At 35.2% G+C, this 24,212-nt stretch carries 22 protein-coding genes, 1 riboswitch and 1 other annotated feature; of the genes, 10 read left to right on the forward strand and 12 right to left on the reverse strand.

Translation table 11 applies throughout. The features are described 5' to 3' along the window. Positions 1-102 precede the first annotated feature (102 nt). Entirely contained in the window at positions 103-525 is a 423-nt protein-coding gene (locus BP17_RS12270; RefSeq protein ID WP_035054774.1) for a cupin domain-containing protein, read from the forward strand. 151 nt (positions 526-676) lie between these two features. On the opposite strand, the gene BP17_RS12275 is transcribed toward BP17_RS12270, so the two are convergent. Further along, positions 677-2,533 carry a heavy metal translocating P-type ATPase gene (locus tag BP17_RS12275; protein WP_035054776.1) on the reverse strand — a complete coding sequence of 619 codons (1,857 nt, stop codon included), beginning with the start codon at positions 2,531-2,533 and terminating at the stop codon, positions 677-679. Positions 2,534-3,181: 648 nt separating this feature from the next. Next, a riboswitch (NiCo riboswitch) is annotated at positions 3,182-3,288 on the reverse strand. Between the two features lie 171 nt (positions 3,289-3,459). After that, positions 3,460-3,676, forward strand: a binding site (T-box leader). A 70-nt stretch (positions 3,677-3,746) separates the two neighbouring features. On the opposite strand from BP17_RS12275, the gene tyrS reads away from it, so the two are divergent. Both tyrS and BP17_RS12285 read left to right on the forward strand, forming a co-directional pair. After that, complete coding sequence (gene tyrS, locus BP17_RS12280; RefSeq protein WP_035054778.1) at positions 3,747-5,012, forward strand: tyrosine--tRNA ligase; 1,266 nt, start codon at positions 3,747-3,749, stop codon at positions 5,010-5,012. Between the two features lie 139 nt (positions 5,013-5,151). Next, on the forward strand, positions 5,152-6,300 hold the full coding sequence (locus BP17_RS12285; protein WP_035054780.1) for a zinc-dependent alcohol dehydrogenase: 1,149 nt from the start codon (positions 5,152-5,154) through the stop codon (positions 6,298-6,300). A gap of 191 nt (positions 6,301-6,491) precedes the next feature. Here the strand turns inward: BP17_RS12285 and guaC are convergent, their stop codons facing one another. The 6 genes from guaC to BP17_RS12315 all read right to left on the reverse strand — a co-directional run bounded on the left by guaC (position 6,492) and on the right by BP17_RS12315 (position 12,554). Then, complete coding sequence (gene guaC / locus BP17_RS12290) at positions 6,492-7,466, reverse strand: GMP reductase (RefSeq protein WP_035054782.1); 975 nt, start codon at positions 7,464-7,466, stop codon at positions 6,492-6,494. Positions 7,467-7,718: 252 nt separating this feature from the next. After that, entirely contained in the window at positions 7,719-7,988 is a 270-nt protein-coding gene (gene yidD, locus BP17_RS12295; RefSeq protein WP_035054784.1) for a membrane protein insertion efficiency factor YidD, read from the reverse strand. Positions 7,989-8,052: 64 nt separating this feature from the next. After that, entirely contained in the window at positions 8,053-10,401 is a 2,349-nt protein-coding gene (locus BP17_RS12300; RefSeq protein ID WP_051910537.1) for a helix-turn-helix domain-containing protein, read from the reverse strand. A gap of 182 nt (positions 10,402-10,583) precedes the next feature. Next, a complete protein-coding gene (locus tag BP17_RS12305) occupies positions 10,584-10,766 on the reverse strand; it encodes a hypothetical protein (RefSeq protein ID WP_035054788.1) in 183 nt (60 codons plus the stop codon). Between the two features lie 22 nt (positions 10,767-10,788). Next, positions 10,789-11,481, reverse strand: coding sequence for an NAD(P)H-dependent oxidoreductase (locus BP17_RS12310; RefSeq protein WP_035054790.1), 693 nt, complete (start codon positions 11,479-11,481; stop codon positions 10,789-10,791). 35 nt (positions 11,482-11,516) lie between these two features. Continuing rightward, the gene (locus BP17_RS12315; RefSeq protein WP_035054792.1) at positions 11,517-12,554 is read right to left on the reverse strand and encodes a DUF7309 domain-containing protein; all 1,038 of its coding nucleotides are present in this window, start codon (positions 12,552-12,554) and stop codon (positions 11,517-11,519) included. A 291-nt stretch (positions 12,555-12,845) separates the two neighbouring features. Here BP17_RS12315 and dhaK point away from each other — a divergent pair, with 291 nt between their 5' ends. The 7 genes from dhaK (at position 12,846) to BP17_RS12345 (ending at position 16,994) form a co-directional block, all read left to right on the forward strand. Continuing rightward, positions 12,846-13,835 carry a dihydroxyacetone kinase subunit DhaK gene (gene dhaK / locus BP17_RS12320; RefSeq protein WP_035054794.1) on the forward strand — a complete coding sequence of 330 codons (990 nt, stop codon included), beginning with the start codon at positions 12,846-12,848 and terminating at the stop codon, positions 13,833-13,835. A 20-nt stretch (positions 13,836-13,855) separates the two neighbouring features. Beyond that, positions 13,856-14,443, forward strand: coding sequence for a dihydroxyacetone kinase subunit DhaL (gene dhaL / locus BP17_RS12325; RefSeq protein ID WP_035054796.1), 588 nt, complete (start codon positions 13,856-13,858; stop codon positions 14,441-14,443). After that, positions 14,433-14,810, forward strand: coding sequence for a dihydroxyacetone kinase phosphoryl donor subunit DhaM (dhaM, locus tag BP17_RS12330; protein ID WP_156956040.1), 378 nt, complete (start codon positions 14,433-14,435; stop codon positions 14,808-14,810). The genes dhaL and dhaM overlap by 11 nt, the downstream gene beginning before the upstream one ends. A 137-nt stretch (positions 14,811-14,947) precedes the next feature. After that, complete coding sequence (locus BP17_RS12335) at positions 14,948-15,505, forward strand: DUF2798 domain-containing protein (protein ID WP_232219624.1); 558 nt, start codon at positions 14,948-14,950, stop codon at positions 15,503-15,505. A gap of 86 nt (positions 15,506-15,591) precedes the next feature. Continuing rightward, on the forward strand, positions 15,592-15,714 hold the full coding sequence (locus BP17_RS13565; protein ID WP_198022535.1) for a transposase: 123 nt from the start codon (positions 15,592-15,594) through the stop codon (positions 15,712-15,714). A gap of 24 nt (positions 15,715-15,738) precedes the next feature. Beyond that, on the forward strand, positions 15,739-16,158 hold the full coding sequence (locus BP17_RS12340; protein WP_156956041.1) for a helix-turn-helix domain-containing protein: 420 nt from the start codon (positions 15,739-15,741) through the stop codon (positions 16,156-16,158). After that, positions 16,122-16,994: an IS3 family transposase gene (locus tag BP17_RS12345; protein ID WP_084676398.1), complete on the forward strand. Its 873-nt coding sequence runs from the start codon at positions 16,122-16,124 to the stop codon at positions 16,992-16,994. Before BP17_RS12340 ends, BP17_RS12345 begins: the two co-directional genes overlap by 37 nt. An 84-nt stretch (positions 16,995-17,078) precedes the next feature. Here the strand turns inward: BP17_RS12345 and glpK are convergent, their stop codons facing one another. The 5 genes from glpK to BP17_RS12370 form a co-directional block, all read right to left on the reverse strand. After that, on the reverse strand, positions 17,079-18,596 hold the full coding sequence (glpK, locus tag BP17_RS12350; RefSeq protein ID WP_035054800.1) for a glycerol kinase GlpK: 1,518 nt from the start codon (positions 18,594-18,596) through the stop codon (positions 17,079-17,081). A gap of 315 nt (positions 18,597-18,911) precedes the next feature. After that, positions 18,912-20,585: a peptide ABC transporter substrate-binding protein gene (locus BP17_RS12355; RefSeq protein WP_035054802.1), complete on the reverse strand. Its 1,674-nt coding sequence runs from the start codon at positions 20,583-20,585 to the stop codon at positions 18,912-18,914. 28 nt (positions 20,586-20,613) lie between these two features. Further along, positions 20,614-21,501 carry a C40 family peptidase gene (locus tag BP17_RS12360; protein WP_035054804.1) on the reverse strand — a complete coding sequence of 296 codons (888 nt, stop codon included), beginning with the start codon at positions 21,499-21,501 and terminating at the stop codon, positions 20,614-20,616. Positions 21,502-21,559: 58 nt separating this feature from the next. Further along, the gene (locus BP17_RS12365; RefSeq protein WP_051910538.1) at positions 21,560-22,351 is read right to left on the reverse strand and encodes a serine hydrolase; all 792 of its coding nucleotides are present in this window, start codon (positions 22,349-22,351) and stop codon (positions 21,560-21,562) included. Between the two features lie 323 nt (positions 22,352-22,674). Further along, positions 22,675-24,183 (reverse strand): DUF1846 domain-containing protein, encoded by a 1,509-nt coding sequence (locus BP17_RS12370; RefSeq protein ID WP_035054806.1) that lies wholly within the window; start codon positions 24,181-24,183, stop codon positions 22,675-22,677. Positions 24,184-24,212 lie beyond the last annotated feature (29 nt).

Here is a 24,212-nt window from a genome sequence, read left to right on the forward strand (position 1 = left end):
CAGCCAAGAGTAGAAATGCTTGCTTTATAAATACTAATTTGATAAACTTAAATTGTAATCGATATAAATAAATAATTATTATCAATAGAAGGAGTGGAGCTTATGACAATAGATTTTAAAGATCATGGTAAAAAGCCTTATATAGTAAATATTGAAGATGCAACTGTTCAAAACGATAATTATCGTACAACAATCTGGACGGGGAACAAATTACAAGCAACAGTAATGTCTATTCCACCGAACGATGATATTGGGTTGGAAGTTCATCATGGAATCGATCAGTTTATTCGTATCGAAGAAGGACAAGGCCTCTGTCAAATGGGACCTACTGAAGATAATTTAAATTTCGAACAAACTGTTTCTGATGACGAAGCCGTATTTGTTCCAGCAGATATGTGGCATAATATCAAAAATACCGGAACTAAACCGTTAAAATTGTATACCATTTATGCTGGACCTGATCATGTTGAGGGAACCGTTCATCCAACTCATGAAGATGCAGAAAACGATCCAAACGAACAATAAATAGAATAGAAAAAAACCAAAAGTTGAACACCTCATCCCAACTTTTGGTTTTTTTTATTTTTTTAGCAGTCATGTTGCAATAAAATCGGTTTAATCAAATTTGTCCGATTCTCATCATTTTAAAACAGTTTATTTTTATCCTATTTATCTTTTATCGGTCATTTTGTAAACTTCCTTTTTTCTCTTGATGCAGTAAACGTAACCCGTTTAAGATGACCAAAATCGTTGAGCCTTCATGAAAGACAACCCCTATTGGCAAATCCAAATAGCCCAAAAGATTTAAAAAGATCAGCATTACAATAACACTTACTGAAAAGATAACATTTTGCTTGATGATCCGGTTTAATCTGCTGCTTAATTGATAACTGTACAATAATTTAGCTAAATCATTTTTGACAATCACCACATCAGCCGACTCCATCGCCACTGATGAACCACTCCCCATAGCAATACCAATATCAGCATTTGCCAACGCAGGCGCATCATTTATTCCATCACCGATCATCCCTACCACCTTGCCATTTCCCTGACTTTCTAAGATATAATTGATTTTATCTTCTGGTGAACAGTTTGCTACATAATCGTTGACTTTCACTTCTTTAGCAACTTTCAAAGCTACCTTTTCATTATCCCCGGTTAATAAAACGACTTGAATACCCTCTTTTTGGAAACCAGAGACAGCTGCTACCGCTTCATGACGTATTTGATCGGAAAGCGATAAATAACCAACAATTTCATTGCCTTTTGCAACAAAAATAGTCGTATTTCCCTCGGCTATTTTATTAAGATAATTCTTTTTATCGAGGTACCCTTCGAAAGCACCTGGCTTTCCTACTTTGATATCGCCTTTTCTAACGCCTGAACCAGCGACTTCCTCAACGGGTTCTGAAAAGTCGACTCCCCCAAAATCTACGTCTTCAAACGCTTTAACAATTGCGTTTGCTATTGGATGATTAGATTGTTGTTCCATATAAACCACTTCACTAATAATATCCTCCTGCACTTTATGATCCAGAACTTGAAAGTCACCAAAAGTTAGCGTACCTGTTTTGTCGCTGTACAAAATATCCATTGTATTCAAAGCTTCCATGGCTGCACCACCTTTTACCAGTACACCATTTTTTGCTCCATTACTGATAGCACTGAGTGTTGCTGGTGTAGCAGAGGCGACCAAAGCACAAGGACTAGCAACAGTTAATAAAACCATCCCCCGATAAAAGGCTTCTTGGAAAGTAAGGTCGTTGAAATAGTATAGTGTCATTATGAAGAGCGGTACAGCAATTAGAACCGCTATTACGTATCTTGACTCAATCCGGTCAATGAATTTCGAAATTTTTGACGGTCTATTTTGTGCTTCTTCTACCATCCGAATAATATTCGAAAAGACCGTTTGATCGCTCGTTTTATTCACTTTAAGATGGAACGAGTTGCCTTCATTGAAGGTTCCTGAAAAAACTTCATCTCCTTCTTCCTTTTCAGCAGGCAAAGATTCACCGGTTAGGGCAGCTTCATTGATTTGTGTTTTTCGGTCAGCATATCCATCTATTGGTAGTTGAGCTCCTTTTGAAACGACCACAATATCCCCAACTTGTAAGACCTCTGTCGGTACTTCAACAACTTCTCCATTCTCTTTTAATACTTGGGCTACGGACGGGACATGGGCCATTAATTCGGAAATAGCACTATTTGATTTATTGGTAGCATAAGCTTCTAGGGCTTCTGATCCGGCAAAAATCAATAATAAGACCGCTCCTTCTGACTCATAATTGATCACGCAAGCTCCCAATGCCGCTAAAATCATCAGTAAATCAACATTGGGTGAGTGAGAGTAGATCGTTTCCACTATGGCTTTTTTTGCGGCAAAAAAACCTAAAAATAAAATGGCCAAGTAAAATGAAAATTGGCTGTAGAGTCCTCCAAAAGGATCTAATATAAATCCGATAATCGTAAAGAAAATACCCATGATTAAAAATTGCCCTACTCGTGTCTTGACTAAAAATTTTACCATCTTTATCTTTCCTTTCTAAAAGTAATTTTTCTAACCTACTACTGAAAATAACTATCATTTTAAGTGTTGCTAAATTAGGGTGCGTTTTAAAGCTAATTATTCTTCTGATTTTTGAGCTAATTGAGAAAAATAGGGATGATTAAATTAGAATTGAACAACAAGAACGGCTTAATGAGTCAAGGAATCAAATAAAACAATCCACTATTTTGAGCCACTCGAACTAACCCTCGTTTCCGCTACTCATATGCATATTGGGTCTCAGTTACTCGAACTAGCGCTTGTTACCGCTACTCATATGCATATCGGGTCTCAGTTACTCGAACTAGCGCTCGTTTCCGCTACTCATATGCATATCGGGTCTCAGTTACTCGAACTAGCGCTTGTTACCGCTACTTGCTTTTAACAAGATAGTTTTAAAACATACTCTAGTCAAATACCTGACATAAAATTTCTTTTAAGGTAAGACGAAATTAATCTTACCTATATGATACTGTCTGAGACCTCCATTCTTCAATTTTTAACCTTCACCGAATGTTATTTCTCTAAAAAAACAATTCAGTTCATAGATACTATTTGTTAAACAACTGACTGGAATCTTGCCTCCTTTATATAAAAATACAAAAAAAAGGCACACTTGTAGGACAATGTTACTGTCCCACAGGTGTGCCTTTTTGCACTACTCTGCTACCACACATCTATCTGGTGGTCCGGCTGCACAAACCTCTAAGGTTTACCGCCTGTTCAGATTTAAATGCCTTTTCGATCTTAAAAAAGTCCGAAAAGAAAGTTAAATTAGCTTTATACCTAATATAATATCATTTTTCGGAAAAATAGCAATAGCCCAAAACTACTTTTAAGAAATAAATTCTAAAAAACAAGATTGACAAATTGTCTTCACTTCATCTATACTAATATTAATCTCATAACAATTTACGTTGAAAGAGCAGAGTAACAATGGGTCCCTGTTTAATAGAAAGCCTATGGATGATGAAAATAGGTACAAACCATTTTGTGAATTACACTCCGGAGTAACTTGATTAACCTCAAGCGTATTGCTACGTTACAGTGAATGAGTGGTAGGCTTGTTTTGCATTAAAAACAGACTGCAATTTGGGTGGTAACACGGAAAACTTCGTCCCGATAAAAAAGAGTTAAATCTTTTTTATCGGGCTTTTTTTATGCATAAAATACCTATAATAAAGGAGCGAGAAGAATGAATATTATTGATGAATTAGAATGGCGCGATGCCATTAATCAACAAACAGACGAAGTCGGTTTAAAAAAATTAATTAACCAAAAAAAGGTAGGGTTATACTGCGGAGTTGATCCAACTGGTGACAGCATGCATATTGGTCATCTGATTCCTTTTATGATTTTGAAAAGATTCCAATTAGCTGGCCACCTTCCAGTCATCGTTATTGGTGGAGCGACGGGTTCAATCGGCGATCCAAGCGGAAAATCAGAAGAGCGTGTTTTACAGACTAGCGAACAAGTTCAAAATAATGTCAATAAATTAACTTACCAAATGGAAAAGCTATTTGATGCTGGGAAAGATGAAGCCTCTATCCGTATGGTAAACAATTTGGATTGGACAAAAGAACTCTCTTTATTGGATTTCTTACGTAATATTGGCAAGAGTTTTAACGTCAATACCATGTTGGCAAAAGATATCGTTGCCAGTCGTTTGGAAACCGGTATTTCATTTACTGAATTCACTTATCAAATTCTGCAATCCATCGATTTTTTACATTTGTATCAAAATGAAGATGTTCAATTACAAATTGGTGGTGCAGACCAATGGGGAAATATCACTGCTGGTTTAGAATACATCCGTAAACAAGAAGGTTCTGAAGCTGAAGCTTATGGGTTGACCATTCCCTTAATGTTAAAAGCGGACGGAACTAAATTTGGGAAAACTGCTGGTGGAGCTATTTGGTTAGATTCAAAAAAGACCACTCCTTATGAATTTTATCAGTTTTGGTTGAATCAGGATGACCGTGATGTTGTAAAATACTTGAAGTATTTTACTTTTTTAACAAAAGAAGAAATTGACGCTTTGGCTGAAATGGTAGCAGTTGAACCGCACAAACGCGCAGCACAAAAAACTTTGGCCAGAGAAATGACTCTATTTGTTCATGGCGAACAAGCTTTGATGGATGCTGAAAAAATCACTGCAGCTCTTTTTTCCGGTAATGTAAAAGAGTTAACAGCTGATCAAATTGAAGAAGGCTTCAAGAATATGCCAACTTTCGAAGCTCCAAAAGAAGAATGGAATATTGTTGAATGGTTAGTTGATATAGTTGGTATAGAACCTTCTAGACGTCAAGCTCGTGAAGATATCAAAAACGGAGCCTTATCAATGAACGGCGAAAAAGTTACAGATGTCGAAGCCATTGTTACACCTGAAAATTCTTTTGATGAACGCTTTATCCTTATTCGAAAAGGGAAGAAAAAATATTTTCTAATTAAATTAGTTTAAAAAAAAAGAAAGCTTTTATCCTATTTTATTAGGATAAAGGTTTTCTTTTTTGTTGGATTTAATAAGCGGTAATATTTTACTATCTTTTAGTATGATGCTAAACTTTGATTGTTAAAATACAAATTAAAGGGGTGCTTTTATGCGTGCAGTAACTTGGCAAGGAAATGAAAAGATGGAAGTTCGAAATGTTCCAGATCCAACGATTCAAGAACCTACTGATATGATTGTCCGAATTACAGCAACAGCTATTTGTGGATCTGATTTACACTTGTATCATAATGGGAAACCTGTAATGGAAGAAGATTATGTCGTCGGTCATGAACCTATGGGGATTGTTGAAGAAGTTGGTCCTGCTGTTAAAAAAGTCAAAAAAGGCGATCGTGTCGTTATTCCATTTAATATCGGATGTGGTGAATGCCATTTCTGTACACATGAGATGGAAAGTCAGTGCGATAATTCTAATCCTAATCCTGCTTTTGATAATGGTGGTTTATTTGGCTTTGGTAAAATGCATGGAAACTATCCCGGAGGTCAAGCTGAGTTCCTGCGTGTCCCTTTTGCTGACTTCACCTCTTTTATTGTTCCAGAAAATAATTTACCAGATGAGAAAGTTCTTTTCTTATCCGATATCGTACCTACTGCTTACTGGAGTGTAGAAAATAGCGGTGTTAAAGAAGGCGATACAGTTATTATCCTCGGATCTGGCCCCGTTGGACTATTTGCTCAAAAATTTGCCAAAATGAAAGGTGCTAAACGAGTTATCGCAGTTGATAATGTGAAGCATCGTTTAGAACATGCCCGCAATACTAATAATGTTGAAACGGTCAATTTTAAAGATGTTACTGAAGTTGGGAAATTTCTTTACGACACAACTAACGGCGGAGCAGATGTGGTCATTGACTGCGTTGGGATGGATGGTGTAATGCCTGCACGTGAAAAAGCTAAGACTCTTTTAAGTGTTCAAAGTGGAACAATCAGCCCGCTTGTTACGGCTTCAGAAAGTGTCAAAAAATTTGGTACAGTTCAAATCACTGGAGTTTATATGACGCCATCTGCTAGTTTTCCTTTAAATGACTTTTTCAATCGAGATATTACTTTAAAAACAGGTCAAGCCCCTGTTATTCACCTTATGCCAAAATTATATGACATGATTGAAAAAAATGTTTTTGATCCGACAGATATTATTACGCATACTATGCCTTTGGAGCAAGCTGCAAAAGCTTATGATATTTTTGATAAGAAAGCAGACCAAAATATAAAAGTTATCTTAAAACCAGGAATGGTATAAAAATAGACAAAACAAAAAACTTCAAGCTCTCTCATATAGAGAAATCTTGAAGTTTTTTGTTTTGTTACAAAGTCTTAGTCTTAAAATTTTTTAATGCTTCGTCAATTGATGAAGTTTTATTACACCTCATTTTTCCAACTGAATTATCGAAAAAACAACTGCATCTACACCATTTGACGTAGAGCGACTGTTTAGCGATCTCCATTAAAAATCGAATTTTTAACAATCACATAATCTACTTTGCGAAGAGATTCTACATCGTTTCCACCAGCATATGAAATTGAAGATTGTAAATCTTGTTTCATTTCCAATAATGTTTCAGCGATATCACCTTTGTATTCCACAAGAATTTTCTTGCCTTCTACATTTTTATGTTCACCTTTTTGGAATTCTGATGCACTACCAAAATATTCTTTATACATCTTACCGTCTTTTTCAATTGTTTCTCCTGGAGATTGATCATGTCCTGAGAATAGAGAACCCATCATAACCATAGATGCTCCAAAACGAATCGATTTAGCAATATCGCCATGATCACGTACTCCACCATCTGCAATCAATGGTTTTCTTGCAGCTTTAGCACATATACGCAGAGCCGCTAATTGCCATCCCCCAGTACCAAAACCTGTTTTTAATTTTGTGATACATACTTTTCCTGGTCCAATACCCACTTTAGTTGCATCTGCCCCAGCGTTTTCTAACTCACGAACAGCTTCAGGAGTCCCAACGTTACCTGCAATCAAAAATGTTCCAGGTAAAAATTTCTTGATGTGGTGAATCATATTGATCACTAAATCTGAGTGCCCGTGAGCAATATCGATTGTGATGTATTCTGGTACTAATTTTTCTTTCGCTAGTGTTTCAATAAATGTATATTCTGAATCTTTCACACCTACACTAATAGAAGAAAATAGCTCTTTTTCTTGCATCCGTTGAACAAAAGGCATTCTATCTTCTTCATCAAAACGGTGCATAACATAGAAAAAATTGTTTTCTGCTAACCATATAGCTAATGTTTCGTCTATAACTGTTTGCATATTAGCCGGTACTACCGGTAAATTAAATCTTCTGCCGCCAAATTCGATCGTTGTATCACATTCAGTTCTACTTTTTACTATACTTTTGTTGGGGATAAGTTGGATATCTTCATAATCAAAAACTTTCATCTTTTCCTTAACCTCTTTCTTTCATAGCTCTAATTTTTAGGCTGTTGCTTGTTTTTTTAGCAACGATCAATAACACGAACAATATTACTTGTTCATTTATTGATATTTCGTCCCTAAGACAATTTACACTATATTAACCGGTTTGTCAAAGATGTTTATCCTTTTTTATGAAATCTCAAAAAAAGAAATCGCTTTATCTTTTTCATCACCTTAAAACGATAAAACAAATAAGCTGACACCTCAAAAGAGGGTTCAGCTTATTTCATCATTTTTTACTGTTTTAATTTCTCTATTCCTTCTTAGCGTAAACGTACTTGGAACAGGGTCAAATCCTCCCTTAATAAAAGGATGACACCTTAAAATACGAGCTGTGCCCATAATGGTCCCTTTAATCGCACCATGTTTCTCAATAGCTTCAATGCCATAATGTGAGCAAGTTGGGTAATAGCGGCAACTTGGCTGAAATAAAGGTGAAATGGCTTTTTGATAGCCTTTGATACCAGTAATTAATACTTTTTTCATAGTCTACCCCCTATCAGAATACAGTATAGCTATAGGTTTACTTTTTGTAAAGTATCTCGTTTGTTTAATCGATTGCCCTGCGAAATTCGATAAGGTGAATTGCATTCGTATTTAATAAAGCGTAAAAAGACCACTCTTCATTTAAATACTCATCTTTAATATCCAGCGACGGGCTGATCGATTGAACGATATGATCCATCAATTCGTGGTCAATACCGTATTTACTATTTAAATTCCACCACTTAGGATACAATCCTCCATTATCACGATCAAATTTTAATGTGCGAATTTGATAATTACCTGGTTTTATCCCTGTTAAATAGATATGCAATTCTTTACTTCTATTTTTTACAAATAATTCATCTATTGAGTAACGTGGGCTGAATTGTCGCTCATTAAAAATAATTAGCTGATAACCATCTTCATTTTCAGTCATGATGTAGTCGGTCCCTCGGGCTGTAACATTCCCTCGTAACCGTTCCTTGAACCGCATAGTATAAAAAGTGGGGTGTTTTTCATTAAAGAAATGAAATAATTCTAAATTATCAACTAAATTATTCGAGCAACCTTGCACGCGCTCATGAATTTCGTTGTTGATCCAAAATCCTATACCTTCTATTTCACCTTCTAATTCCAGAACCTTTTTCAAAATCAAAGCTCCTCTAAAGAAAGTTCCGTTTATATAACGAGTATTACCGGTTAAAATATTCCAATTAATTAGAAACATTGGTCTTTCCATTTGATGCTGTTGCAAAAAAAGTTTGATTTTTTTTGTTTTATCTCTAATATAGCGATGACTTTTAGCGAATTCTTCCACATTAATATCATTAAAATTGATTATTTCATTTTGATCTGTTTCATAACCTATAAATTCGATTTTATTAGCATGTGTAATTTGCCATTGTTGATTTTCTGGAAGCTGTTCGTGTTTTTCATCGAATGGAAAAAAGGTTCCTACTTTCATTTTTTCTGACTTGTGTTTAATCACTTGCCAAACTTTTAGGTAGATTCGTTCCAATTCGGTTGATGTAACAGTCGCATCTTCTTTACTATAAAATAAAATTTGCCATTTTTCTACAAAATCACGCCCAAAGACTTGAAGCGCATGCTGAATAAATTGATCAATTTTTTTAATGTAATAGTCTTCATTCTGACTAATTTGCTCGTATTCTAACTTTAAAAACAAATAAATTCCTTGCTCTTTTAAAAACTGTAAAACAATATCAGAATTGGCATATATAGGCGAACTAACCGATATTTCTGTTAGCTCAGACTCTTTTACCGGTACTATTTCTTCAAAAAATTTTTGAATCCCTACAAAGTCCACACGTAATTGTTGTTTAGCTAAAATCAACTGTTTTTTTACATTCTCATTTAATAATTCTTTTAGTTCACCAATAAATACGATATGTTTTTCACGTTTTAATTCTTCTTTTTCATTGCTGTTCAAAATGATCCTACGTTCTTCAAGATGTTCCTCATCGATAGAGTAGCTCTGATCGACACCTACATCTAAATAACTAGCTAACCGATCTAAAATAGCAGGAGAATCAAGAACTGTTTTGGCTTCAACTTTATTTATCAATGCTTCATGTTGTTCTAATTGTTCATGTTGATGTTCTTTCCGATACTGAGCAGGAGTTTGTTGATAAACCGTTTTAAAAACAACTGTATAGTTCTTAGCAGTTGAAAATCCATTTTTCATCGCTATTTGAAATAGATTATCTGATGTATACAATAAATCATCTAAGCTATGCTTTATACGGACCCGATTTAAATAATTTAAAAAGCCCATACCTGTCATTTGCTTGAAATAACGAGATAAATAAGAAGAAGACAAACTTTCATATTCTGCTAGCTCGGACAAAGTCAGCGGTTCTTCATAGCGTTGTTCGATCAACTGGATGATGCGTTCAATTCGTTCATCGCTCGTGTCTATACCTTTCCAATGTCGCGCTTCTTTTTTGAAAAAACGAGTCATCATTAACATGATTTGGTACAAATTACTTCGAATTTCTAATGTATTTCCTTCTTCTTTCCTCGAATCGGCAATCATGATTTCAGCTACTAAATGTCTTAATTGAGCAAGTATGCCTTCTCTGCCAGGATCAAGCTCTTCTGAAAAGCAGCCAAAATCATATTGAAAGTATTCTTTATAATGGGTCACAAAAAAATGACTAGAAATACTAAGTGAAATAATGCAATTATCTTCACTTCCTATTACAGAATAATTATTTGTCCGATTTACAACTAAAAGATCACTTTCTTCCATTTTATAATTACGTCCACCAAATGAAATAGTTGCTGATCCTTTAATGACAAATAAAATTCTTGTCCCATAATACCGTTGAGGAGCAGAATAACGGACATTTTCCATTTTAATGTCATAGTCTGCTGCACTTTCTTTTTTCAAATTCATTACTCCTCTTTTTTTCTCCCATTATACCTGTTTTGACTCAAAAATCGATACCTTAATTCCTATTAAATAGAAAGACAGCTCTATTTACGAAGTGCTCACTTCAGAGTAGACGTTTAAAAATAAATCTACTTCAATAGAGCCCCTCCTAACACAGCTGCCTTTTTTTGGTAATACTTTTACTCACTCCAATTGCGTGGACTCCATAAGGTACCATCCAATTCGCCTTCCATTTGTCTAATTCGTTCAATTTGCTCGTTAATTAACTCTTTCACTGCAGCTAATAATGCTTTTTGTTTATAATCACGACTAGCTTGTCTTAATCGTTCTAGTTCTTGTAGCAACCATTCTTTTTGTTCCACTTTATTACCACCTTTAACTAACCTAATTCATCTGATCCAAAACGATTTTCAATTCATCGATCGTATCACGATTTTCTTCAATAAATTCAATTGCTTGATTTAGTACAAACTGATTTCCATCATTTAGTTTACTTGAATCTGTCGATTTTAGTTCTTCAATAAACCACTTTTCTCGAACTGCTAAACTATCCTCTTTTTCACGAGTTAAATACTGTTGGTAACGTATCAATAAATTCATTTTTTGATTTTCCGTTAAATAACTAAATTGAAAAATAGGAAGCATTTTAAGAAACTCCATGCCTGTCTTAAGAGCCATCGCTTGAAAAGGTTTCATCAGTTCATCGATGCTGAATCCTTCACGTCCTCCAGGTTGGTATTCTTCTTTTCTTACACCTATACTTATCACTAACCCAAATTCTTTTCCTACGAGTGCTTTTCCTTTTTTACCATATGCAAAACCATCTGCCAGTACATCGTCTTGCCATTTTTTTAATAATGCAGGAGCACTATACCAATAAAATGGGAACTGAAAAACGATTCGATCATATTCCTTTAATAAATTTTGTTCCTTTTTTACGTCTATATTGAAATCAGGGTAGATAGATTCCAAATGATGGACGGTTATGTCCTTGTTTTCAGGAATAGAGCTCAACAAATATTGCTGACTTCCGGATTCCATTATCTCGGGATGAGATATAATCACTAATGTTTTCAATCTATACCTCCATTTTGTAGCGTGCTTTGTTAAAATTAATCTTTAAAATATTCTAACATATCTTCTTTAACAACAGATAACAAAGGAAGCTTTTGAATCGAGACCAATTCTATATCTAAGGTTGTTAGCATTTTTTCTAAATAAGCAGCAATTTTAAAATGGCGATCAGCATCTATCACGATCTTTGGCGGTCTTCCATTTTGTGCCAATATAAGCTGAATCACAATACGTTGGATTTTTTCAACATCTCTTGGTTCAATAAATTCACTACAGATAATTTCTCCATCTTTAGTATCTGCAACAATTAATAGACTAGGAAACATAGGGCGTCCCCCACCTTCTGGAACAACAGGTACTTCAACAAAATCGATGTCTAATTCCCAAACGGTATTTTTCATTTTTTGACCACGTGCTCGCTTCATCTCAAATTCTGTTAGTTTGATAGGGGCATAGTCTGTCTCATCATCTAATATGCCTTCTAAAATAGTTTCGGGCACCACATAAAGACCATCTTCATATAAGCCATCTTTTTTATACGTACGCATTAAAATTTTATAAATTGCTTGCTCTTTTTCATATAATTGTAAAGAGTTGCGAAAATCATTTGCTGTTTCTAGCAACTTTTCAAAAACATCTACCAGAAAAGGCACCTCATCCTCAGCTATCGTAAAAGGATAATAGCCTGGTTTATAATCTGTAAATACCGGCCAAGCTTTTTTACCCCTAAACGTTATGCCACTAGCTTTTATTTTCCTATACTCTTCCTTTGGAATCTCTTGACGGTCTTCAAATTTTAAAGAAATACATTTCTGGGTTTGAAGCATCTCCATTACTGAACTAAATTCGCGAGACTCGGCTCGTTTACTGGTTTCAAAAAAATAAGAAAGTTCTTCTAGATTACGATAAATTAAGATTCCAACGTTTTGTTCTGCTTTCCCTAAAATTGAAATAAAAATTGGATCTTCACGATTGGGTAACTGTATACCAATGATATCATTATCCCAATAATCTTCCCAAAAGTTAGCTTGATAAAGCTTTTTCACAAGTGAATACAACTGTATTTGATTGTTCATCGTCCGCTCTCCTCTCGCCTTCAAACTATCATTTAAACTGATTTTATTCATATCTATCTTTCATACTTACAGTATACCAAACCAACAAGCAACCGACCTTTATTTTTTTATTTTTAAATCGCTAAAGTATAAATATGTAGCAGCTTCACTCCTTCAATTTTTCAGAAAAAGAATTTTTTATTCCCTAGCTTACTTATTTCAACTCAATAACCTGTTGTATTTGTTCTTTATATAAAAAACGGTTACAATAGTATTGTACTCAATTAAAAATCACTCAGGGGGTCTGGAAAAATGAAAAAAATCATCAATGATCCATCGAATATCTTAGATGAAATGTTAAACGGTTTAGTCTTTGCATATGAAGATTTAGTTGAACGATTACCCGAGACGTCTGTTATTCATCGTAAAGTTGAGCATTCTGGAAAAGTTGGTTTAGTCAGCGGCGGCGGAAGCGGACACGAACCAGCTCATGCCGGTTTTGTTGGAAAAGGGATGCTTTCAGCCGCTGTATGTGGTGAAGTATTTACATCACCTACTCCTGACCAAATTCTAGAAGGTATTAAAGCTAGTGATGAAGGAAAAGGTGTATTTTTAATTATAAAAAATTACTCTGGCGATGTTATGAATTTTGACATGGCAAAAGAATTAGCCGAAATGGAAGATATTGAAGTTGACTATGTCATAGTAGATGATGATATTGCCGTTGAAGATAGCACATATACTGCTGGAAAACGCGGTATAGCAGGAACCGTTTTAGTCCACAAGATATTAGGTGCTGCTGCTGAAAAAGGCTTATCTTTAAAAGAAATCAAAACATTAGCAGACAAACTCATCCCAGCTGTAAAATCCTTAGGTGTTGCTTTAAATCCTGCAACAGTACCAGAAGTTGGCAAACCAGGTTTTGAATTAGAAGCGGACGAAATCGAGTTTGGCGTAGGTATTCACGGCGAACCAGGTTACCGTAGAGAAAAACTTCAACCGTCTGCTGCCTTAGCTCAAGAACTTGTGACTAAATTAAAAAAAGAATTCCAATGGAAAAAAGGAGACTCTTTTGCCATTTTAGTTAACGGCATGGGCGGTACTCCGTTGATGGAACAATTTATTTTTATGAATGATGTGAAGCAATTGTTGGCAGATGAAGGGATAACGTTAGCCTTTAGAAAAGTTGGCGACTACATGACTTCGATTGATATGGAAGGCCTATCTCTTACTTTGGTTAAACTAGAAGACTCTAGCTGGTTAGAGTACTTAAATACACCTGTCATAACTATTGCTTGGTAAAGAAAGGATGATTGACTATTATGTTGACTCAAGATACAGTAAAAAAATGGCTCGAACTTTTTATTGAACAACTTTTAGAAAATAAAGCTTATCTTAGCGAATTAGATACCGCAATTGGTGATGGAGATCATGGGAATAACCTTGCTAGAGGAGCTAACGCATTAACTGAGGAATTACAAAAGAAAAATCCTGAAACATTAACCGATCTTCTAAAACTAACTGGAATGACTTTGGTCAGTAAAGTTGGTGGCGCTTCTGGCCCTCTTCTCGGTTCTGCTTTCATTAGCATGGCTAAGGCTAGCAAAGACAGTGATGACTTAGCACTAGTTTTAGAAGCTGGACTAGAAGGCATTCAAAAGCGTGGCAAGGCTGTAGCAGGTGAAAAAACAATGGTCGATGAATGGATCCCTGTTGTCGATGCCGTTAAAGCTCGCAAGTTAACTGTTGCGTTGATTGATGAGTCTCTTGAAAAAACTAAAAACATGAAAGCAACTAAAGGACGTGCTTCTTATTTAGGCGAACGTTCTATCGGTCACATTGATCCAGGTGCTATGTCTAGCAGCTATTTATTCAAAACAATGATAGAAGCAGGTGTCTATGATGAATAAAAAATATGGTGTGTTGCTTGTTTCTCACGTAACCGAAATTGCTGACGGCTTGGCTAAATTAATCAGCGAAGTAGCGAAAGATGTCACAGTAAAAAGTGCTGGCGGTACGCCCGAGGGTGGAATTGGAACAAGTTTTGATAAAATTGAAGAAGCCTTATCTTCGTTCGAAGAAGAAACTGTTCTTGCTTTTTATGATTTAGGTAGTGCTAAAATGAATCTGGAACTAGCTACTGAAACTTCTGATAAAACGGTTCATTTATACGATACTGCCTTTATTGAAAGTGCTTATACTGCAGCAGCTTTATTACAGGCAGAAGCACCCATCGAAGCTATTGAAGAGCAATTAAAGACATTAAAAATAAAATAAAATTATTATAATTTAGAAATCACTCTCTATAATTGAGAGTGATTTTTTTCATTCTAACTTAGAAGATTATCTATTTATTATTTTCATGTAATTCTCATAAAAATTTCTCTTACACATCTTACTTGATTTATGTATACTTGATTTTAGAAACCAGAAAAGGAGTTTTTACTATCAAAGAAGTTAAAGAAAACAGATTGCCTCAAAACGGCAAAGAAGGAATGTTATACGGTATCATTATTTGTTCAATAACTGTCCTGATTATGAGTACAGTAAACATTAGTCTAGAATTTGGAAAGCTTGATACACAAGTACTTATGATTATCCTTAAGTCTTTCCCAATCATTTTGATTATTGCCATGTTATTAGAAGTACTCGTTTTTGGGCGGATTTCTGAAAAATTAGTTCACATTTTTTCTAATGATACTGATGGATTTAATGCAAAAATATTATTTAATATTCTTTTTACTGTACTTGGTATGTCTCTGACTATGACAGTAATTGGCACTATGATTGGTAAAGGTTTCAACCTAGCTTCATTCGAGGCATTATCACATTGGCCTAGAAATTTTTCTATTGCTTTATTTTGCGAACTTTTAATTGCTCAACCACCTGCAAGGTTCGTTATGAAAAAAATACATTTACGCCAAGAAAGTAAATTGACTGTGGAAGATCATTCTTCAATAGATTTCGATTGAAACTTCTACTTTCAAAACAAAAGAGTCTATTCCGGTAGTGACCCCCAAAAGTTAGAGTAAAATCTAAACTTTTGGGGGTTATTTTTATGACAAAATATAGTGAAGAATTTAAGTTACAAGTTGTTCAAGAGTATCTAAATGGCCCTTTGGGCTTTCAATTACTAGCGAAGAAATATGCTCTTTCCTCTACAACTCCACTTAATAATTGAGTAAAGGCATACCGAGAATTTGGTTTGGACGGTTTAAAAAGGAAACAGACGAAAGCAACTTACTCTGTTCAATTTAAGGTGGATGTAATACACTTTATAAAACAGACAGGCACTTCTTATTCAGATACAGCCATTACCTTCGGCATGAATAATCCTTCCCTCATCGCAAATTGGAATCAAACTTTCCAAGGCAAGGGAATTGAAGGCCTAAAACCACACCCAAAGGGGCGTCCTTCAATGACTAAAAAATCAAAAAAACAGCAACTGAAACCAGCCACATCAGCAGATCTTTCTAGACAAGAATTAGAACGAGAAATTGAACTACTGAAATTGGAGAATGCCTATTTAAAAAAGTTGAAAGCTTTTCAGAAGAATCCCGATGTCTTTCTCGAAAAGCACAAGCAGCAGTGGCAGACGAACTTAAAGAAGAAGGATTCAAACTAAAAGATATCCTTCTGGTGGTGGGTATTCCAGAGTCAACCTATCACTATTACGTAAAGCAATTAAAAAAAATAGATAGTAATCAGCGACTAAAAGAACAGATTGAACAACTTTTCTTTCAGTTCAAAGAGCGATTTGGGTACAAACGCATTACAAATGAACTGAAGAAACTAGGTTATAGTGGTGTCAACCACAAGAAAGTTTATCGTCTCATGAAAGAAATGGGTTTGAAATGTGTTAAATTTATGCGGAAATCCCGGAAATATAACTCTTATAAAGGAAAAGTAGGCACTATTGCCAAGAATAAGTTAAATAGACGCTTCTCTACATCCATCACTTTACAGAAGCTCGTCACCGACGTGACAGAGTTTAAATGTACAGGCGAAGAAAAGCTCTACCTTAGTCCTATTCTAGATCTATGTAATAGTGAAGTAATAGCTTATGGAATAAATAAACGACCTATCCTGGACTTGGTGATGAAACCTTTGGAAGAAGCCGTCGGCATCCTTAAAGAACACGCCACGGTTCGTACCACTCTTCATTCTGATCAAGGTTGGCAGTATCAGCATAATCATTGGATCAAAACACTAAAGAAAAACAACGTTTTTCAGAGTATGTCTCGCAAGGCGACTTGTGCAGATAATGCGACAATGGAAAATTTCTTCGGCATCCTAAAACAAGAAATGTATCATGGGGAGAAATTAGTCAGTTATGAGGAATTGAAATCAAGAATTGAAGAATATATCGAATGGTATAATCATGTTCGATCAAAAGCAAAATTGGCTGGCTTAAGTCCGGTCGAATACCGAACTCAAACCAGCCAATCAGCTGCATATTAAAAACTCTAACTTTTAGGGGTCAGCACCTCCATCAAAACGGAATAGACTCTTTTGTTTTCTCTACATGTTCGAACGTACTTCGAATTATTTGTTTTTTCTTTTAGGTCTATGTTTGAAAACCCTTGTAGCTTCTACAGCTGATTGCCAGCCGGCATACAAGTCTTCACGTTCTTCTTCTTCCATATTTGGTTCAAAAGTAGCATCTTTTTCCCAATATTTTTTGATTTCATCTTGGTTTTTCCAAAATCCTGTTGCTAATCCAGCAAGATAAGCAGCTCCTAACGCTGTTGTTTCACTGATCTTAGAACGTTCGATTTTAGTATCCAAAATATCTGATTGAAATTGCATCAAGAAGTCATTTTTCGATGCTCCTCCATCAACACGTAATGTTTTAATTGGGATTCCAGAATCTTTATTCATTGTATCTACAACATCTTTTGTTTGGTAAGCTAAAGACTCAAGCGTTGCTCTGATAAAATGTTCTTTAGTTGTCCCACGTGTTATGCCAAAAACAGCTCCACGAGCATCTTGATCCCAATATGGCGCACCTAAACCTGTAAATGCCGGTACTACATAAACATTTTCTGTTGAGTCTACTCTTTTAGCATATTTTTCTGATTCAGGAGCACTTCTAAACATTCTCATACCATCTCTTAGCCATTGAAGTGCTGATCCAGCAACAAAAATACTTCCTTCCAAAGCGTACGTGATTTCACCGTTGATACCGTAAGCAATGGATGTAAGTAAACCATTATCTGACTTGATTGGTTCTTTTCCGGTATTCATAATAATAAATGCACCCGTACCATAAGTATTTTTAACCATACCCTTTTCGTATCCTACTTGACCAAATAAAGCTGCTTGTTGATCCCCAGCCATACCAGCTATTGGGATTTGTCCACCGTAAAAATGCTCTGGGCTTGTTTTTCCATAAATTTCAGAAGAAGATCTAACTTCCGGCAACATCTCTTTGGGAATATCTAATAATGCGAGAATATCTTTATCCCATTTAAGATCATAAATATTGAACAACATTGTCCGACTTGCATTTGAATAGTCTGTAACATGCGCTTTTCCATCTGTTAATTTCCAAACTAACCAAGTATCAATTGTTCCAAATAGTAATTCGCCTTTTTTAGCACGTTCTCTTGAACCTTCAACATGATCTAAAATATATTTGACTTTAGTTGCTGAGAAATATGAATCGATAACTAGACCTGTTTTATCTTTAATTAATTTTGTATGTCCATCTTGTTTAAGTTGATCTGAAATATCATTCGTTTGTTTTGATTGCCATACAATTGCACGATGAATTGGTCTACCCGTTTCTTTATCCCAAACAACAGTTGTTTCACGTTGGTTGGTGATCCCAATACTATCAATATCAGTTGGTTTTAATCCTGATTCGATTAAAGCTCCTGCAATAACAGATAAAACCGAAATCCAAATTTCGTTGGCATCATGTTCTACCCAACCTGGCTGAGGAAAATATTGTGTGAATTCTTTTTGAGAACTCCATTTAGGATTTCCTGCTTTATCAAATATTATTGCTCTAGAACTAGTAGTGCCTTGATCAATCGACATAATATATTCTTTTGTCATTTTGTTCCCTCCCATAATATAATACGCTTTCAAGCGTTGTTCCCTTAATGTACAGCTAAAAAAACTTGTTGTAAAGTGTTTACCATCCATATCAAGAAATATTTGCAAACGCTTTCTTTATGTGTTTTTTTAAGCTACTTATTACCTCATTTATGTTTGTTAATAATCTACTATTTTTAACAGTTTATTGTTATTTAAAAGAAGCTATGAGAAAATTATTTGAGTATTATTTTTTTGAATACCCTTCTATTATTTTAAAAAAAATGAAAATTAAAAGATATTTCTATCCTCTAATTCCCATTTTTTATTCGCTACTTATTCTTCTGCTATCCATGTCCATTTGTAACTATCAGGACCAAAAACACGTTTATAATAATCTTTAACATTCGGATTCAGTAAATAAGAATCTGCTGATTGGTATAAAGGTGCCAAAGCTGCATCCTCACCTAAAGCCACATTTTCAATTTCTACTAGTTTTTCCCAACGTGCTTCATCATCATCATAAGTTGCCTTTGCTTTATCCACTAAAGCATCTACATCTGGGTTCGAATAATTCATTCGGTTGATGTCTGTGTCAAAACGTTCTACATAATTGATTGGATCTGCAAAGTCAGCAATCCATGAATTAACAGCCATATCATAGGTTCCTTCACGTACGGTTTCCAATTTCATACTAAATGGCATACTTCTCAACTTGACTGTCAAACCCGGTAGATTATTTTGCAATTGATCCTGCAAATATTCTGCCAATCGTTTTGAATCTTCTGTGTCTGAGGTAATTAATTCTAATTCAATACTATCTGTACCTAATTCTGATAGTCCCGTTTCCCAAGATTCTTCAGCTTTTTCTAAGTCATAAGGCAATACATTCCCTGCATCTTCCCGATAATCTGCATCTGTTGTTGGATTACTTGCTAACCCAGCTGGAACAAATCCATCAATAGGCTCTGATCCATCTTGTAAGACACTCTTCGTATAGCCTTCTTTATCAATAGCAGAGGCAATAGCTAAGCGAATATTTTTGTTACTTAGTTCCGTTGTCTCATCGTTATTCAAGTTATTCATTTCAATATAAAACGTTGTCGCATTTAATGATGAATGAAAATTAGGATCTTCGGTGTATTGAGAGACAGAACTTCCTGATAAGAAGGCAATATCTGTATCATTATTTTCATACAAATTTAACTCGGTAGTAACTTCTTTGATTACATCAACCGTTATCGTATCTAAAATAACTGATTCAGCATCCCAATACTCTTCATTTTTTTCAAATGTCCATCCCACGCTACTTGCTTGATCCCATCCTTCTAATACAAAAGGACCATTATAAATTAAATTCTCATTTGTACTTCCATACTCATCACCTTGTTCTTGGGCAAAAGCTTTATTTTGAGGAAAGAAAAACGGCAAGGTCAATAACTGATCAAAATAAGGTGTCGGTTGCATCAATGTGATTTCTAGAGTGTTATCATTAACGGCTTTAATACCTAACTCGGTTGGATCCAATTCATCATTAATAATTTCTGTAGCATTTTGAATTAATCCGTCAAACATATATGCGTATCCACTTGCTGTTTCAGGTGCCACAACTTTTTGCCAGGCATAGACAAAATCATCTGCTGTAACAGCTTCTCCATTAGACCAAACGGCATCTTCACGGATCTCAAAAGTATACGTTTTCCCATCTTCACTGATTGTAGGTTCTTTGGCTGCCACACCTAGAACGGGCTCAGAATCTGGTCCTAAAACATACAATCCTTCAAAAACATTATTCATAACAGTAAAACTCGTTAAATCAGTTGCTAAAGCTGTATCCATAGAAGGAATTTCAGAGGAAGCTGTTAAGCGTAATTCTTGCGTATCCGCTAAATTATTTTCACCATCAGCAGAAGAACTTACAGTTGTAGATCCTTCAGAATCCCCACTTCCACATGCTGTTAATAACACCGCCAAACTAAGTATACCCAACCCTTTTATCTGATTTTTCATTTTTTTCACCCTCTCATTTTTATTTCTTTTAAAAAAAACGCCTCACAGCACATAACTCTTTTTGATAGTTTGTTCCTTCAAGTTTAGTGATCATTACTTTTGATCCAGGAGTTTGTGAATGGATCATTTGATCATTCCCTAAATATAATCCTACATGGTGAACTGCTCCATTGCCTTCTTGATAAGCAAAAAACAATAAATCTCCTGGAATTGCTTCGTTATAAGTGTGGACTTCCCCTTCAAATACTTGCTCTTGAGCATCTCGGCTCAACCAAATACCAAATGTCCGAAACAATGTATAAACAAATCCAGAACAATCAAATCCGGCTGCACTTGTTCCTGCCCACACGTATCTTAAATCTAAGAAAGATTTTGCGTTATCGATCATTTGCTCAACAGCGTCTTCTGGTAAGTCCCCAATTATACGTGCGTCTCTTTTGGCTATGAAGCCAATTCCCTCTGGTGTGAGCACTTTATATTGTTCAGACATATCTTCTAATACAGCTAAGATGGTACCAATAGAAACAACTAGAGAAATTTTTGTCTCATCTATGAAACTAATTTTTGCCGTTGGTTGACTAACCGCAAGCTGTTTTAATGTTTCTGACCAGTCAGCTGGAATAGCGATAAGGTCTTTAGCTATTACCCAGCCCGGATATCCACTAGAATCATTTTTATAAGCTTGTTTCGGAACCGTTACTCTGGCATATTCTCCTACAATTTCAAGTACTTCAACAACGTCACCGTAAAGCAGTTCAGAATCCACTAAACGATCCTCGTAGAGTTTTAGTGCTTCTTCATCTGATAAAACATAGAAATTTTCTTTTCTATTTTGTGCTAACAGTTTCTCCTGGATAGGATGGTTTTCATTTTTTGACCATAGAAAAGTTGTTGTGGTATTGACCATATTTTTCATTTAGCTGTGCTCCTTTTATCATCAATTTTTTAACTTTAATCAGAAATAAAAATGATGATCAGTCCATATCTGTTAAAAATTCAAATGCTAATTTCCCCATCTCTTCCATCCATTCTATTGCCTTCGCTTCTTCCTTCACATCTTTATTTAATGTAGCAATAAAGACAATTCGCTCTTTATATCTAAACAATGCAACATCGTGCCGGATTCTATTATCTTCACCAGTTTTATTTAGCATTTCTAAATCAGGAATCGTTCTTTCATCCAAATAACCTGGCAGTCCCGTTCGAAACTGTTGCAGTAAAAAAGGCTTTTCTATTTGATTTTTTACTGTTGGATAGGTGTTTCCCAGCTCAATGATGTCTTTTAAAATCTCAACCGCTCCTCGTGGCGAGATTTCGTTAACTAAGCCCGATTCATAATCCATCAAGTATCGCCTTAAGGCTACTCTTTCATGCCATTTTTTTGTTTTTATCCATGCCTGTAAATTTTCTAAACCTGCATACTGAATCAACTGGTTTGTAGCCTCATTATCAGAAACGGCAATCATCAATTGTAGAAGTTCTTCAATACTCCATTCCTCAATAGAAGTCAGAATATGTAAGACTCCAGATCCATTTGCACGGCTTGTCTTTGAAACGTTCATTTTGTGCATCAGATTAACGTTTCCTTGAATGGCTTGCTCGTAATAATAAAGATAGATTGGGAGCTTGATGATGCTCGCAGCAGGAAATAACTCTTCTTCATTTTTACCAACTAATTTTTGCGTTTCATCATGAATATAGATTCCACTTTCAATAAAAGGTGCAAATTTAGGTTCTAAAACGTGTAGTTCCTTATCCCACTCCATTTTCACCCTCATTTCTTTTTTTATTTTTACAATAAAAAAACACATCGAAAACTCATTTCCTTGTTATCTTAATTTAATTATATAGAATTTGGTCATCCATCGCAACAAGTATGAACATCGCTTACATTCTAACTATTCCTTATCTCATCTACTGCACTCGTTTAGCTACTATAAAATATTTGCTACCAATTGATTCCTTAGATAAGAAAAAGCAGGTGTACGTTTCAATTTATTTTTTTATACGGTGTCAGAAAACAGACCTAATTGACAATTTCAAATCAAAAAAGGGCGCTGAGATTTTCATCTCAACACCCTTTTTATCTTTAAATGTAATACAAATTTTCTGATGGGTAAAATGGATCACATGTGATATCTAATCCTAATTTACGAAGCGTTTGTTCATCATCTTTATTCAACATCACCGTTGAGTGTGCTTGAACATCTTGTAACTCCGATAATTTATTGTAGGCTAATTGAGCTGTTGGGTTAGTGACTGCGCTTATCGCAAGGGCAATCAGAACTTCATTTGCATTCAACGCTGCCATTTTACTATGAAGATCCTTCACTTTAAGTTTTTGGATCGTTTCTAGAATATTTGGAGATAATAAATGAATTTCATCTGAAATATGAGCCAAAACCTTAATTGAATTTAAAATAGCTGCAGAACAAGAATCCATTAGAGCAGTTGTTCTACCCGTTACAAGTTGACCATCAGGCAATTCAAACGCAATAACTGCTGGCATATCAGTCACTTCTGAATGTTCTCTTATGTGCTCAGCGTATTTACGAGCTGGAGCGACTGGCACTCTATCTTCTTTTTTTAGTTCGACTTCTTCCATGATCAATTTCATGTGATTTAGAATTTCTTCATCAATCAGCCCTTTTTTAAAATCACACTCCGTCAAAAAGCTTCTGCGGATGATTTCTTGCTTAGAGGCTTCTTTGATAACTTCATCATCAATAATACCAAATCCTACACGGTTAACTCCCATATCTGTTGGAGATTGATAGACAGATTCTTTTCCAGTAATTTTTTCAATGATTTTTTTAATCACTGGGAATGTTTCAAGATCACGATTGTAATTGATTGCGACTTGATTGTATTTTTCAAAGTGGAAATTATCAATCATATTCACATCTTTTAAATCTACCGTGGCTGCTTCATAAGCAATATTAAGTGGGTGTTTTAATGGCACATTCCAAACTGGAAAAGTTTCAAATTTTGAATACCCAGCTGTTTTCCCTTGGTGGCGCTCATGATAAAGTTGATTCAAACATGTTGCCAATTTCCCACTTCCAGGACCTGGCGCTGTGACAACAACAATTGGTTTCGTTGTTGGAATATAGTCATTTTTTGCAAATCCTTCTTCACTTACAATCGTATCGATAGCTGATGGATATCCCTCAATTGCAGCATGCGTAAATACTTTAATGTCTCTTCTTTCTAGCTTATTAATAAAGAGGTTTGTAGAAGGCTGGCCATTATAGCGAGTGATTACTACACTGTTTACTTCTAGACCATATCCTCTTAGTTCATCAATCAATCTTAAAACATCCATATCGTAAGTAATACCATAATCGCCGCGAATTTTATTGCGTTCGATATCTCCAGCGTACACACAAATAATGATTTCAGCCTGATCTTTTAGTTTTTGCAATAATTTGATTTTGGCATTCTCATCAAATCCTGGCAATACACGCTTAGCATGCTTATCTCCAATAAGTTTTCCACCAAATTCAAGATACAATTTATCGTAATCATTTACTCGTTCAAGAATATATTTTGACTGTTCTTCAATGTATTTTTGTGGATCGAACCCTACTTTTTTAATATGCTTTCCTCCTATATATTTACTTATAT

This window comes from Carnobacterium pleistocenium FTR1, assembly GCF_000744285.1.
GTDB lineage: Bacteria > Bacillota > Bacilli > Lactobacillales > Carnobacteriaceae > Carnobacterium_B > Carnobacterium_B pleistocenium.

Bases quoted from the DNA above. Each gene is read 5' to 3' on its own strand.
- BP17_RS12270 (WP_035054774.1), top strand. From the start codon at position 103: ATGACAATAGATTTTAAAGATCATGGTAAAAAGCCTTATATAGTAAAT.
- BP17_RS12275 (WP_035054776.1), bottom strand. From the start codon at position 2,533: ATGGTAAAATTTTTAGTCAAGACACGAGTAGGGCAATTTTTAATCATG.
- BP17_RS12365 (WP_051910538.1), bottom strand. From the start codon at position 22,351: ATGGAGTGGGATAAGGAACTACACGTTTTAGAACCTAAATTTGCACCT.
- BP17_RS13565 (WP_198022535.1), top strand. From the start codon at position 15,592: ATGACAAAATATAGTGAAGAATTTAAGTTACAAGTTGTTCAAGAGTAT.
- dhaK (WP_035054794.1), top strand. From the start codon at position 12,846: ATGAAAAAAATCATCAATGATCCATCGAATATCTTAGATGAAATGTTA.
- guaC (WP_035054782.1), bottom strand. From the start codon at position 7,466: ATGAAAGTTTTTGATTATGAAGATATCCAACTTATCCCCAACAAAAGT.
- glpK (WP_035054800.1), bottom strand. From the start codon at position 18,596: ATGACAAAAGAATATATTATGTCGATTGATCAAGGCACTACTAGTTCT.
- yidD (WP_035054784.1), bottom strand. From the start codon at position 7,988: ATGAAAAAAGTATTAATTACTGGTATCAAAGGCTATCAAAAAGCCATT.
- BP17_RS12355 (WP_035054802.1), bottom strand. From the start codon at position 20,585: ATGAAAAATCAGATAAAAGGGTTGGGTATACTTAGTTTGGCGGTGTTA.
- dhaL (WP_035054796.1), top strand. From the start codon at position 13,856: ATGTTGACTCAAGATACAGTAAAAAAATGGCTCGAACTTTTTATTGAA.
- BP17_RS12360 (WP_035054804.1), bottom strand. From the start codon at position 21,501: ATGAAAAATATGGTCAATACCACAACAACTTTTCTATGGTCAAAAAAT.
- dhaM (WP_156956040.1), top strand. From the start codon at position 14,433: ATGATGAATAAAAAATATGGTGTGTTGCTTGTTTCTCACGTAACCGAA.
- BP17_RS12315 (WP_035054792.1), bottom strand. From the start codon at position 12,554: ATGAACAATCAAATACAGTTGTATTCACTTGTGAAAAAGCTTTATCAA.
- BP17_RS12285 (WP_035054780.1), top strand. From the start codon at position 5,152: ATGCGTGCAGTAACTTGGCAAGGAAATGAAAAGATGGAAGTTCGAAAT.
- tyrS (WP_035054778.1), top strand. From the start codon at position 3,747: ATGAATATTATTGATGAATTAGAATGGCGCGATGCCATTAATCAACAA.